The sequence below is a fragment of the Aeromonas sp. A600620 genome (genome assembly GCF_029479985.1).
In the GTDB taxonomy this organism is placed as follows: Bacteria; Pseudomonadota; Gammaproteobacteria; order Enterobacterales; family Aeromonadaceae; genus Aeromonas; species Aeromonas veronii_A.
Window position 1 is genome coordinate 98,726 of record NZ_JAAKXB010000001.1, and the last position, 12,743, is coordinate 111,468.

General features: G+C 58.2%; 9 protein-coding genes. 2 read left to right on the plus strand and 7 right to left on the minus strand.

All coding sequences use genetic code 11. From position 1 onward, the window contains the following. Positions 1-61: 61 nt before the first annotated feature. Both G5533_RS00450 and G5533_RS00455 read right to left on the minus strand, forming a co-directional pair. Entirely contained in the window at positions 62-1,453 is a 1,392-nt protein-coding gene (locus G5533_RS00450; RefSeq protein ID WP_421254843.1) for an alkaline phosphatase, read from the minus strand. Between the two features lie 11 nt (positions 1,454-1,464). Continuing rightward, on the minus strand, positions 1,465-2,862 hold the full coding sequence (locus G5533_RS00455; protein ID WP_005334065.1) for an alkaline phosphatase: 1,398 nt from the start codon (positions 2,860-2,862) through the stop codon (positions 1,465-1,467). 323 nt (positions 2,863-3,185) lie between these two features. Between G5533_RS00455 and ylqF the strand changes: the two genes are divergently transcribed. Further along, positions 3,186-4,136, plus strand: coding sequence for a ribosome biogenesis GTPase YlqF (ylqF, locus tag G5533_RS00460; RefSeq protein ID WP_421208174.1), 951 nt, complete (start codon positions 3,186-3,188; stop codon positions 4,134-4,136). Between the two features lie 154 nt (positions 4,137-4,290). Here ylqF and G5533_RS00465 read toward each other — a convergent pair whose 3' ends face one another. The 3 genes from G5533_RS00465 to dinG form a co-directional block, all read right to left on the minus strand. Further along, positions 4,291-5,187 carry a histone deacetylase family protein gene (locus G5533_RS00465; protein WP_421254842.1) on the minus strand — a complete coding sequence of 299 codons (897 nt, stop codon included), beginning with the start codon at positions 5,185-5,187 and terminating at the stop codon, positions 4,291-4,293. A 99-nt stretch (positions 5,188-5,286) separates the two neighbouring features. Then, on the minus strand, positions 5,287-5,946 hold the full coding sequence (locus G5533_RS00470) for a YccT family protein (RefSeq protein WP_441254268.1): 660 nt from the start codon (positions 5,944-5,946) through the stop codon (positions 5,287-5,289). Between the two features lie 142 nt (positions 5,947-6,088). Then, the gene (dinG, locus tag G5533_RS00475) at positions 6,089-8,161 is read right to left on the minus strand and encodes an ATP-dependent DNA helicase DinG (protein ID WP_421254840.1); all 2,073 of its coding nucleotides are present in this window, start codon (positions 8,159-8,161) and stop codon (positions 6,089-6,091) included. Positions 8,162-8,556: 395 nt separating this feature from the next. Between dinG and G5533_RS00480 the strand changes: the two genes are divergently transcribed. Continuing rightward, positions 8,557-9,606, plus strand: a complete 1,050-nt coding sequence (locus G5533_RS00480; RefSeq protein ID WP_088869706.1) for a porin — start codon at positions 8,557-8,559, stop codon at positions 9,604-9,606. Between the two features lie 553 nt (positions 9,607-10,159). On the opposite strand, the gene tyrA is transcribed toward G5533_RS00480, so the two are convergent. Together tyrA and G5533_RS00490 are read right to left on the minus strand one after the other, a co-directional pair. Further along, complete coding sequence (gene tyrA / locus G5533_RS00485; RefSeq protein ID WP_421204677.1) at positions 10,160-11,287, minus strand: bifunctional chorismate mutase/prephenate dehydrogenase; 1,128 nt, start codon at positions 11,285-11,287, stop codon at positions 10,160-10,162. 135 nt (positions 11,288-11,422) lie between these two features. Beyond that, complete coding sequence (locus tag G5533_RS00490) at positions 11,423-12,496, minus strand: 3-deoxy-7-phosphoheptulonate synthase (RefSeq protein WP_421204678.1); 1,074 nt, start codon at positions 12,494-12,496, stop codon at positions 11,423-11,425. Positions 12,497-12,743: the final 247 nt, after the last annotated feature.

Genomic DNA, 12,743 nt, shown 5'->3' on the forward strand with positions numbered 1-12,743 from the left:
CGAAAGAGCCGGGGCCCGGGTCGCTGAGTCGATTGCTCAGATGCACCCGGGCCCCTGCTGCTTACAGGCCGAGCGCCTCCCGCAGTTTGCCAAACACCTTGGTGTTATCCAGCGTGCCTTTGAAGCGGTTGCTGCCGGCGCCATCGGCAAACAGCATCACATCGCCGCCGCCGTGGGTTTCCGATGTGAGTTTGACGCCGGTCTCCTGCAGATAGTCATTAGCCATCACCTGATCGCTGGTGAGGACCGGGCGTACATCGGGGCGGTTGGGGCCGTTACCGAACACCAGGGTGGTGAAGGGCTTTCCATCCACGTCGTTCTGGGTCGAGCCATCGCCATTTTTCACCAGATCCAGCACCGGATTGCCCTTGGCGGAGTAGCCGTTAATGGTCATGGTGTGGTCATGGTCGGCGGTGACCACGATCAGGGTATTGCTGAGATCCACTTTACCCAGCGCCGTCTTGACCGCCTCATCCAGTGCCACCGCGTCGGTGAGCGAGCGCTTGGCGTTGGTGCCGTGCAGGGCATGATCGATCCGGCCGCCTTCTACCATCAGGAAATAACCCTGACTGTTCTTGCTCAGCAGGTCGATCGCCTTGGCGGTCATTTCGGAGAGGGACGGCTGGGTATTGGCAGCCCCTTTGGCGACCCGATCCAGCTCGTAGTCGAGGTGGGATTTGCTGCTGAACAGACCGAGCACCTTGCCGCTGGTGACCTTGGCCAGTTCACTTTGGGTGGTGACATAGCTGTATCCCTGCACCTTCATCTCGGCGGTCAGGTCGCGGTTGTCATTGCGACCGCCCTTGTTGCTGGCGCTGTAGGGGGTCCAGTGGTTGGCACCACCGCCCATCAGCACATCGACCCCATCCCCCAGCGCCTGGTTGAAACCTGCGCCCCCCGGAACAGCTTGTGCGGCGATGTCATAGGCGGCATCCCGATGGCAGATGTGGGCGTAGGTAGCCGCCGGGGTCGCGTGGGTCAGCTCGGTGGTAGTGACGGCCCCGACCGATTTGCCTGCCGCCTTGGCCAGCTCGAGAATGGTGGGCACCGGCTTGCCGTTATCGCTGCTGCAATTGTTGACGGTTTTGTTGCCATTGACGTCTTTGCCGGGGGCGACGGCTTTGGTGTCGCTGCTCATGGCGATCACCTCGTTGTTCATCTTGACCCCGGTGGTGTAGGCCGCCATGGAGGGGGCCGAGTCGGTGGTCTGGGCATCGTTGGAGAAGGTCTTGATGCGGGCACTGCGCGGCAGTTTCATCATCTCCAGATTGCCCTCTTCTCCCACCTTGAACAGGCGGGTGGCGGTGAGCACGGTGGGCCCCATGCCATCACCGATAAAGAGAATGACGTTTTTGGCATCAGCGGCCTGTGCCTGGGAGGTTGCGCCCAGCGCACTGAACAGGGCTGCGCAGACCAGCGTGTGCTTGATGGATGTGTTCATCTGTTTGCTCATGAAAGTGCTCCTTACAGCTTGGCCGCAGCCTTGATCTTGCCGAACACGGCGGTGTTATCGAGTGAGCCATGGAAGCTGTCAGCCCCCTTGCCGATGGCGCCGAGGAAGACATCTGTGCCGCCGTGGGTCTCGTTGCCGATCTCGCCTACCTTGACCACCACTTCCTGGTGGTAGTCATTGGCGGAGACGGTGGCGTCGTCGAGCGGGGCGACGCTGCTGCGCGGGCCATCCACCCGGTTGTAGCCGTTGCCAAAACCTATGATGGTGTAGGGCATGCCCTCGCTATCCTTGCTTGGCTCGCCAGTCTCGTAGTTCTTCACCAGCCCGAGTACGCCGGGGTTGTCGGCGGTGGTCTTGCCGGTGCGCTTGGCATAGCCGTTGAGCACGAGCGTGTGGTCGTGATCGGCGGTGACCACGATCAGGGTGTTTTTCAGCTCGGGGTCGCTCTTTTTCACCTCGTCGATGGCGGCCTTGATGGCGTTGTCGAAGGCGATGGTGTCCTGCAGCGCCCGCTTGGCGTTGGTGTCGTGCAGGGCGTGGTCGATGCGGCCCCCTTCCACCATCAGGAAGTAACCCTTCTCTTTGCCCTTGAGCTGCTTGATGGCGGCCAGGGTCATCTGGGCCAGTGACGGCTCGCTGGCGGGGCGGTCCAGGTCATATTTCATGTGGCTGGAACCAAACAGACCCAGCAGCGGCTTGCCCGCATCGGCCTTGTTCAGCTCATCCAGATTGCTGGCAAACTGGTAGCCCTTGGCCTGCATTTCGCTGATGAGGTTGCGGCCATCCTCCCGCTTGCCCTTGTCAGCTTTGGGCAGGAAGAAACTGCTGCCGCCACCGAGCACCACATCCAGCCCCTCCTTGAGGGCGCTGTTGTAGCCTTTGCCGCCCGGCACCAGCTGGACGGCGATATCTGCCTCCAGATCCCGGTTGCAGATATGGGCATAGGTAGCCGCCGGGGTGGCGTGGGTTACCCGGGTACTAGTCACCACGCCGGTACCGCGGCCATCGGCTTTGGCCAGCTCCAGCAGGGTGGTCACCGGCTTGCCGGCGCTCTTGCTGCAGTCACTCTCATAGGTGGCGTCGCCGTCCATGCTGATGACGCCGTTGTTGCTCTTGACCCCGGTCATGTAGGCCGCCATTGAGGGGGCCGAGTCAGTGACCTGGGCATCGTGGGAGAAGGTCTTGATAAAGGCCGTCTCTGGCAGGGTATCGATGGTGAGATCACCCTCTTCGCCGACACCGTAGATGCGGGCCGCCGTCAGGGTGTTGAGGCCCATGCCGTCACCGAGGAAGAAGATGACGTTGGTGGGTTGGGCTGCGGGCTTGGTCGCCACCGTGTCATTGTCTGATTTGCAGCCGGCAGCCAGGGCGGCGCCGATCATCACTGCAAGTCCTGCCATTTTTCTCATTGGGGTTCGCTCCTTGTAAAACCTGAGCGCAGCCTAGAGGGGGCAGATGACACTTTTACTGACTATCGGTGACGGTTGTGTGAAAAAGTGATGAAAATGTTACACTATATCAATGTGTTATCTATCAATTGAGCCAGTTGGTCCGGTCGCTTCCGGCAAGGTTGCTCCGCCTCGGCGGTTTGCTGATTTGATGAGGTGATGGTTAGAATGACCTGTCAAAAGAGGCCCGCAGCAGGTAAAATGCGCCCCCTTCGTTCGATGCCCGCGGCAGAGCGCCTGTTGTTCCATGCGCGCGCCCGCAGCCCCCACAGAGAGTAACGGATATGTCCATCAACTGGTTCCCCGGTCACATGCACAAGGCCCGCAAAGAGATTGCCGAGGTCATGCCCCAGGTCGATGTGATCATCGAGATGCTCGATGCCCGCATCCCCTTCTCCAGCGAAAACCCGCTGGTGCCCGAGCTGCGTGGTGATACCCCGGTGATCAAGGTGCTGAACAAGGCGGACCTCGCCGATCCGGCGATCACCGATCTGTGGGTGGCGCACATGGAAAAAGAGAAGGGGATCAAGGCGCTGCCGCTGACGCAACAAGAGCCGGAGAAGATCAAGCAACTGCTGACTCTCTGTCACGAGATGCTGCCGGAGCGCAATTTTGAGCTGCGCGGCGTGCGGGCGATGATCATGGGGATCCCCAACGTGGGCAAGTCCACTCTGATCAATACCCTGGCGGGGCGCATCATCGCCCGTACCGGCAACGAGGCGGGGGTGACCAAGTCCCAGCAGCGGATCAAGCTGGATAACAACGTTATCCTGACCGATACCCCAGGTTTCCTCTGGCCCAAGCTCAACCCGCCCTCCTGTGGTTATCGTCTGGCCATCACAGCGGCCATTAAAGACACGGTGTTCGACTATGCCGATATCGCCATGTTCGCCGCTGACTACTTCATCAAGGCCTATCCGGAGCGGATCAAGGCGCGCTACCAGATTGACGAGTTGCCCGAGACCGAGATCGAGCTGCTGGAGATGATCGCCCGCCAGCGGGCGTTTATGCGCAAAGGGGGGCTGGCCGACCTGCACAAGGCGTCCGAGATCTTGATTAACGAGTTCCGCTCCGGCTTGCTTGGCCGCATCTCGCTGGAGACGCCGGAGATGGTGAGCGTCGAGATTGTCGAAGCTGCCGCAGAAGCCGAGCAAAAAGCCAAAGAGAAGGCCGAGCGGGAAGAGGAGCGTCAGGCCCGCGCCCGTCGCAAGTACGCCCGCAAGCGTCAGAGATAATTATCCTCAGGCGTCCCGAGCTTGCCTGACAACGAGCGAGCTTGTGTGACCGAGAGGACAAAACACGAAGAGGCGACCCAAGGGTCGCCTCTTCTGTTTTATCTGGTGAAATGCCGCCCACTCTGATGGGGTGTCCGCGCTATAAGCCATGCCATCAACCAAAACGGTGGAGCGCCGCCTCAAACAGCGACATATGAAGCGGGATCAGCTGTTGCCAGTCGCGGCGATAGCCGCCACCGGGTACAGCGGCGACAGGCAACCCATGCTTGATTGCACAGTCAAATACCATGGCATCGCGCAGGCGCACCCCTTCATCGCTCAGGGAGAGATAGCCAAGCTCGTCGGCATGATGCACATCGACGCCCGCCTGATAGAGGATGAGATCCGGCGAATAGAGGCGCAGTGCCAGTGAGAGTGCCTGTTGCAGTGTGGTGAGATAGGCATCGTCCGTCATGCCGCTTGGCAGCGGAAAGTCGAGGTGAGAGGTGGCTTTGTGATGGGGAAAGTTGTGCTCACCATGGAGGGATAGGGTGATGATATCGCGCCGTCCAGCGCACAGGGCCGCACTGCCATCTCCCTGATGCACATCGAGATCGACGATCAGCACCTGTTCACAGTGCCCCTCGTCGAGGCAAGCCTGGGCCGCAATCACCAGATCGTTGAACAGACAAAAACCGCTGCCGTGATCCCGGTGGGCGTGGTGGTAGCCACCGGAGATCTGCAAGCCGCAGCCCTGCTCAAGTGCATAGCGGCTGGCGGCAATAGTGGCACCCACCGAGCGCAAGGTGCGCTCCATCAGCATGGGTGACCAGGGAAAACCGATCTTGCGGATGGCGCGCTCTTCAAGTTGGCCACTCAGGGCCGCCGCGACATAATCAGCATCGTGAATGCGACAGATTTGCTCCCGGGTGGCCGACGGCGCTTCGCCAAGGGGGTAACCCTGCACCTGCAAGCGCTCAAACAGCCCCTGATACTTGGCCAGCGGGAAGCGATGGCGTTCGGGCAGGATCAGGGAGGAGTAGAGGGGGTGATAGAAAATATGCAGTGACATCAGGGCATTGTTCCATCGATGCAGAGATGAACCTGGATATGAAAAAGGGGAGCCAGGCTCCCCTTGTCATTCCCGACGGGTCAGGATGATGTTTCCGGATTACTGCTGCTGGATAACCCAGATCTGGAAGGCTTTGCGGGTTTCCGCATCGGCCTTGTTGTACCAGTTTTGCAGCTGGGTCAGGGCTTCCGGATTGCTTTGCGCCTTGCTGGGCGCGGCTTGGGCCGGTGCGCTGGCGGCAGCCATCACGGCAGCAGAGGAGACGGCAACGGTTTTGGGCTGGTTGAAAGCTTTGCCCATGTTGATCAGCTCTTGCTGATAGTCACGGGTCAGCTGGAAGCCCTCTACTTTCGGCATTACGAACTGTTCACTGCTCACTTGCTGGCCACTGACCTTGTCTTTTAGCACCACTTTCTGATCTTTCAGGAACTGTTTGGCTTCTGCTTCATTGCGGGGCTTTTTATAGTCCAGCACCAGCTGCTGATTGTCGGCTGCAGTGAAGTTCAGCACCAGCGGCTCGGCGGTCACCAGCTTGATTTCGTTACGGCTGGAGTAGTTGCCTTCAAAGGCGACGACCAACTGGTGCTTGCCGGCAGAGAGGGGGAAGGTGCTGGTTTTGTCGAGCAGCTGGGGGTTGATGGATTGGCCATCAATCAACTGCACGATGTAAGGGGTGGATACTTCCAGTTTGGCATCAGCCAAGGCGCTAGCGGCCCACAACAGACCAGCCAGCGCCGGTACCAGAACAGTCAGTTTCATTTCATCTCCTTGAACAGTCAGGCGATTGCCCACTGAAAACAGGGGCTCATTTTTACAGGTTTGGTCTACTGCGGCAATGGCTCTTTCTGGTGGTCAACGTTCGCGCTGCTGTCAGTTTGTTTATCAATAGAGGCTGACATATTTATTCGATCCGACGCGTGAACGGGGGGAGGGCATCAAGTAACCCCTTGCCATAACGTTTGGTCAGTAGACGTCGATCAAGAATGGTGACCCGCCCCCGATCGGCCTCTTTGCGGATGAGGCGGCCACAGGCCTGGATCAGTTTGCGCGATGCTTCTGGCACCGTCAGTTGCAGAAAGGGGTTGCCGCCTCGCTGCTCCACCCACTCGGCGGTAGCCTCCTCGACCGGTGAGTTGGGCACCGCAAAGGGGAGTTTGGTGATCACCAGATTGGTGAGATAGTGACCCGGCAGATCCAGTCCCTCCGAGAAGCTGCCGGTACCAAACAGGATGCTGGCCTGACCGCCATCGCATTTCTGCTTGTGCAGGGTGAGCAGTGCATTGCGGGAGGCTTCCCCCTGCACCAGCAGTGACAGTCCCTTGGCTCGCAAGCCAACGGCCACCTCATTCATCTGGCGGTAGGAGGAGAAGAGCACCAGACTCGCCTCCTTGCCCGCCAGAATACGTGGCAGCACGCTGATGAGTTCATTGGTAAAGGCTGGTGAGTTGGGTTCGTGCTCCATCTTGGGCAGATAGAGCTCGGCTTTCTGGTAGTCAAAGGGGGAGCGCAGGCGCAGATAGCGGGTACCGTCGTGCTCCTTGAGCCCCACCTGATGGCGAAAATAACTAAAGGAAGAGAGGGCGGTGAGGGTCGCTGAGACCAGTACGGCACCTAGACATTTCGACCAGAGCCACTCCTCCAGCAGATAGCCTACCTCAATCGGTGAGGCGTGCAGCCAGATATCGCCGTCATCGCTCTTGGCCATCCAGCGGGCGAGCGGGGTTTTACCGGTCGGCACATGGCGCCCCAGCATCTCCCACAGGGCGCAGAAACTCTCCAGCCGTTGCAGATGAAAACCGCTCTCGGCCAGCAGGGGTTCGGCCTCCTTGCGGCGGATCTCGCCATCTTTCAGCGCTTCACCTATGGCCCCCTGCATCCGATCCAGCGCCCGCAGCGCCTTCTTGCTCGACTCCTTGAGATTCTCCGCCAGCATGGGTAGGGGATCCGGCAATACCCCTTCGACGAAGCGGTAGTGGGGTTCCGTGCCAAACAGCCGATCGTTGGCGCTGAGCCACTGCTCGACCGCCTTCAGATCGGGCTGGATGGTGGCCAGCGCATCCTGCAGTTTGAGTTGGGGGTCGAGCAGGCTCTCCTTATTAAGAGTCCGCGCCAGCTTGCCTGCACTTTGTACCAGCTTCTCCAGCCAGCGGCGCGAGCCTTTGACGCTGGCCGATGCCGCGCCGTGATCCCGGGCGATGCTGGGCAGGTGATGGGCCTCATCCAGCACATAGATGCACTCATCAGGGGGCGGCAGAATGATGCCGCCGCCCATGGTGAGATCGGAGAGCAGGAGTGCATGGTTGACGACCAGCACATCGGCGCTCTCCATGTCGTTGCGGGCGCGATGAAAGGGGCAGTGCTGGTGATGGCTTAGCGCCTTGTTGCAGGTGTGGCGGTCTGCGGCGATGCGATCCCAGCAAGTGTCGGGAATGGGCTCCGGCCAGTTGTCCCGATCCCCGTCCCACTTGCCATTGGTGTAGGTCTGCCACAGCGCCTGGTAGCGATCCTTGTCGCTGTCCGATGGTTTGGATTTGCTCAGACTGCCAAAGTCGAGCTCGAAGTTGGCCATCTCGGCGCCACTGGCTGCCTGCTCCAGCAGATGCTCGCAACAGTAGCGTTGACGCCCCTTGACCAGCATAAAGCGAAACGGCAGCTCGCTGTGGCGGTGGTAAAAAGGAAGGTCTTTGTGGATCAGCTGCTCTTGCAGGGCCACTGTGGCGGTGGAGATCACTAGCTTCTTCTGGGTGAGTCGCGCCACCGGAATGGCGCCCTGCGCATAGGAGAGGGATTTGCCGATACCGGTGCCCGCTTCGGCAACCAGAATACGGCGTTGTTTGTCGTACTCGCCGGTCAGGGTTTTGGCTATCTCGGCCACCAGAAAGTTCTGCTCTTTGCGCGGTACAAAACCGGGTAATCCATCCGAAATCTGGCGATAGGTTTGACGAATGGTTGCTTTGAGGCGAGTAGAGAGCATGAAGAGAAGGCCAGTTAGGGGTTAATAGAAGGACAAGGATACCCGCAACCCCTCGGTGAGGTCGAGGCAACAGCCATTATCACGGCAGTTTTACGCTGATCAGACCACTTTGGTTGTTTATCAGGTATTTAGCGTTATTTGCATGCAAAATAGACTATTTGAGTCCAAATAATCAGCAGGATTCATTGTAAACGTTTTCCTTTTGCCTTGCCGTCAGGTGAGACTTGGCTCACATTTTTGCCTCCATGACTATGGTTTGCGTAAAAAGTTCCAAGTTTTTTCATTGCGGTTCAAAAAATCCGGTGCTAGTCTCGGCGGCATAGTGATGCAAAGAACATCGCTAACACAGGGAATAACAACAACTTAGTGTTTAATTACAGTAGGCATTGGAAACTATGAAAAAGACAATTCTGGCTATTGCTATTCCGGCTCTGTTTGCATCCGCCGCTAACGCTGCAGTGATCTATGACAAAGACGGTACCACTTTCGACGTATACGGCCGTGTACAGGCTAACTACTACGGTGAGCACGATGATACCGATGGCGAGCTGATTGGTTCTTCCCGTCTGGGCTGGTCCGGTAAAGTTGCTCTGAACAACACTTGGTCCGGTATCGCCAAGACCGAGTGGCAAGTTGCTGCTGAAAACTCCGACAAGGGCAGTGACGGTAAGTCTAGCAAGTTCGATGCTCGTCATATCTATGCAGGCTTTGACGGCACCCAGTACGGTAAAATCATCTTCGGTCAGACCGACACTGCTTTCTACGACGTACTCGAGCCGACCGATATTTTCAACGAGTGGGGCGATGCGGGTAACTTCTATGACGGTCGTCAGGAAGGCCAGGTTATCTACTCCAACACCTTCGGTGGTTTCAAAGGTAAAGTTTCCTACCAAACCAATGACGACGTAGCGGTCAAGATCACTGACGTTGGTCAGAAGGTCAAAGAAGATGCCATCTTTGGTTCCGACGTTAAGCGTAAGAAAGCTTATGCCGTTGCCGCCGGTTACGATTTTGACTTCGGCCTGGGCTTCAACGCCGGTTATGCCTACTCCGACCTGCAAAACAAAGTTAATGGTCAGACTGGTAAGAAAGACGAGTGGGCTATTGGCGCGCACTACGCTATCAATGGCTTCTATTTTGCCGGTGTTTACACTGAAGGCGAAGTGAAGAACAAGAGCCTGGGTCTGAAAGATGACGGCCGTGGTTACGAGCTGGCTGCTTCTTACAACGTAGATGCTTGGACCTTCCTGGCTGGTTACAACTTCAAAGAAGGCAAGGCCAACGCTCAAGCTGCCGGTTCTACTTACAAGGATCTGGTTGACGAGACCCTGCTGGGTGTTCAGTACGCTTTCACTCCGAAGCTGAAAGCTTACACCGAGTACAAGATCCAGGGTATCGAGAAGCATGACGACGAGTGGACTGTTGCTCTGCAGTACAACTTCTAATAAGTTGAACAAGAGTAATATCCAGGCTTGAGTCTTTGACCAGGCTACAAATGGCCGAGATAATTTCTCGGCCATTTTCTTTTTTGGCGACAGCGGATTGGCGCCATGATAAATCGCCGGATTGCTGTGTTAAGTGATCTTTGGCAAACCATTTGTCTCGGTTAATCTCTCCTGCTTCCTGCTTCCTGCTTCCTGCTTCCTGCTTCCTGCTTCCTGCTTCCTGCTTCCTGCTTCCTGTTTATCTCTTTGATGGGGAGTGCACCGTTCTCCTTTGCGTCGTACAGCCTTGCTCGCAGCAGTTTGGTTTGACCGTTAGAGTCTGGCAGCCCTTGCAAGGGGCGGTGCTATTTGCGCGGATTGCGTGGATATTGAGGGGGCATACTTGCTGGATGTGAGGCAGCGCCAGGGGAGGGTATTGAGGCCAGTCAGCTGTGGGGGCTCGACGTAGGGCCGAGCGTGACTGACGTCAGTGTTTAAATCGGTAACAAATAAAATGGGAAGATGCCCAGGCATCTTCCCATTCTGGCGATATGAGGTAGCTGCTTTTGCAGGATCAGCCGTGTTGGCGGCGGTCGTTGGCCTGGGCGAGCAGCATGCGGCTTTCACGCAGGAACTGGTCGGCATGCTCGCCGAAGAAACCGGAAACTTGCGAGAATGCGTTGATGAAACCGTCCCTGTCTCCTCGCTCCAGCAGCCCCAGCGCTTCGCCGAAGTTTTGGTAGTAGCGACGGATCATCGCCAGGTTCTGCGGTGACGACAAAATGATGTCGGCATAGAGGTGGGGATCCTGGGCAAACAGCCGCCCCACCATGGCGAGCTCCAGCCGGTAGATGGGGGAGCTCAAACTCAGCAGGCGATCCAGATTGGCTTGCTCCCGGGAGAGGTGCCAGCCATAGGCAAAGGTGGCGAAGTGACGCAGTGCCTGAATGAGGGTCATCGCCTCATCGTGGGCCTTGGCTTCCACCTGTTGCAAGCGGGCGCCCCAGATGGTCATCTGCTCCAGCAGCCATTGGCTGGCGGCGGGGTCACGACCCTGGCAGCAGACGATCACCTGCTTGGCGAGACTCGCCACATCCGGCCCGAACATGGGGTGCAGTCCCAGTACCGGCCCCTGATGTACCGCCAGCATATGTTCGAGCGGCGCCGCCTTCACGCTGGTGACATCGACCAGCAGGCAGTGGGCGGGCAGGTTGCCGAGGCGATCGATGATCTGGCAGGTGATATCGATGGGCACCGCCACCATCACCAGACCGGCTCCGGTGAGGATCTCGTCAGCGCGCGGCCAGTCGGCTTGTTCCAGCGTCTCGACCCGATAGCCTGAGAGGCTGAACATATGGCCGAACAAGCGGCCAAGCTGGCCCTGACCACCGATGATGACCACCTTGCCAAGATCCGGCTTTATGCATTTGAAGCCTGTATCTTTCTCGCTAGCATAAGATTCGCGCATCACCCGGCGCAGCACGTCTTCGATGAGATCGCCGGGCACCCCCAACTGCTCGGCCTCGGCGCGGCGGCGGGCCAGCATGCTCGCTTCCCGCTCCGGTGCATAGATGGGCAGGCCGTGGCGGCTCTTTACCTCACCCACTTCTCCCACCAGGGCCAGACGGGCGGCCAGCAGATCGATCAGCTGCTTGTCCACCGCATCTATCTTGTCCCTGAGTACATTCAACTCTTCAGCCATATCCAGTCCCTGCTGGCGCCGCGAGCGGCGGCGCCCTGAAATTCAAGATGCAACAAGGTATCACGGCGTGAGCGGTTTGATGCCACCACTAGTGATACCTCGATTGTTCAATAGGTTACGACAAGATACCACGGCTTACCGTGCAGTTCTGCCCTTGAGAGGCCCAGCCAGCTGGCTGTGGCAGCGGGCCAGCAGCGCGTCCGTGGTCTCCCAGTCGATGCAGGCATCTGTGATGGAGACGCCGTAGCGCATGTCGCACTTGGGCTGTTCGCTGGACTGGTTGCCCTCGAACAGGTTGGATTCGAGCATCACCCCTATGATGGAGCGGTTGCCCTCCTGGATCTGGTGGATGACGTTGTCGGCCACCTTGGGCTGCAGACGGTGATCCTTGCTGGAGTTGCCGTGGCTGCAATCCACCACCAGGCCGGGCAGCAGGCCCGCTTTCTCCAGCGCCTCTTCCGCCAGCGACACGTTGACCGAATCGTAGTTCGGGTGCTTGCCGCCGCGCAGGATCACGTGGCCATCCGGGTTGCCCTGGGTCTGCAGCAGCGCGACCTGGCCCTGCTGGTTGATCCCCATGAAGGCGTGGGGGCTGGAGGCCGCCTGCAACGCATTGATGGCGGTGCCCAGGTTGCCGTCGGTGCCGTTCTTGAAGCCGACCGGCATGGAGAGGCCGGACGCCATCTCCCTGTGGGTCTGGGATTCGGTGGTGCGGGCACCGATGGCCGACCAGGAGAAGAGCTCGGCCAGGTATTGCGGGCTGATGGGGTCGAGCGCTTCTGTGGCCAGGGGCAGCTCCAGCTCGGCGAGCCAGCAGAGCAGCTCGCGGGCCCGGTGCAGCCCCAGCTCCACATCGAAGGTGCCGTCCAGGTTCGGGTCGTTGATAAAACCCTTCCAGCCGACCGTGGTGCGCGGCTTTTCAAAGTAGACCCGCATGACAATGTAGAGAGAGTCCTGATAGGCATCATGCAGCGCTTTGAGTCTGGTTGCGTACTCTTTGGCGGCGTCCATGTCGTGGATGGAGCAGGGACCACAGATCACCAGCAGACGGTGATCGCGACGGTGGATGATGTCGGCGATGGTGTTGCGGGCCCCTTGCACGAATGCCAGCGCACGATCGGAGATGGGCAGTTTCTCCTTGAGCTGGGCAGGCGTGATCATCACTTGTTCGGACTGGATATGTATATTGTTCAGGGGATCTCGTTGCATAGCCTCTTCGCCTCGTCAGAGTCAGCACACTGGTTTTGATACTACCAGCTGTAATTTTAAGTTTACGAAAGTACCGCTTTCGTTACGAATGGTCATCACAATACCAAGTAAATGCCAACTTTCAAGTGTGAATATGGAATTTAATAGCCTTTTGGCAATATGAAAGTACTGCTCATCGCCAAAGGTTTGGATTAACTGCCAAATTTGTCCATGAAAAGCTACTGCTGTAATTATATATTTACAGCCT

Coding starts and splice junctions, on each gene's coding strand:
- G5533_RS00450 (WP_421254843.1), bottom strand. CDS start 1,453: ATGAGCAAACAGATGAACACATCCATCAAGCACACGCTGGTCTGCGCA.
- G5533_RS00455 (WP_005334065.1), bottom strand. CDS start 2,862: ATGAGAAAAATGGCAGGACTTGCAGTGATGATCGGCGCCGCCCTGGCT.
- ylqF (WP_421208174.1), top strand. CDS start 3,186: ATGTCCATCAACTGGTTCCCCGGTCACATGCACAAGGCCCGCAAAGAG.
- G5533_RS00465 (WP_421254842.1), bottom strand. CDS start 5,187: ATGTCACTGCATATTTTCTATCACCCCCTCTACTCCTCCCTGATCCTG.
- G5533_RS00470 (WP_441254268.1), bottom strand. CDS start 5,946: ATGAAACTGACTGTTCTGGTACCGGCGCTGGCTGGTCTGTTGTGGGCC.
- dinG (WP_421254840.1), bottom strand. CDS start 8,161: ATGCTCTCTACTCGCCTCAAAGCAACCATTCGTCAAACCTATCGCCAG.
- G5533_RS00480 (WP_088869706.1), top strand. CDS start 8,557: ATGAAAAAGACAATTCTGGCTATTGCTATTCCGGCTCTGTTTGCATCC.
- tyrA (WP_421204677.1), bottom strand. CDS start 11,287: ATGGCTGAAGAGTTGAATGTACTCAGGGACAAGATAGATGCGGTGGAC.
- G5533_RS00490 (WP_421204678.1), bottom strand. CDS start 12,496: ATGCAACGAGATCCCCTGAACAATATACATATCCAGTCCGAACAAGTG.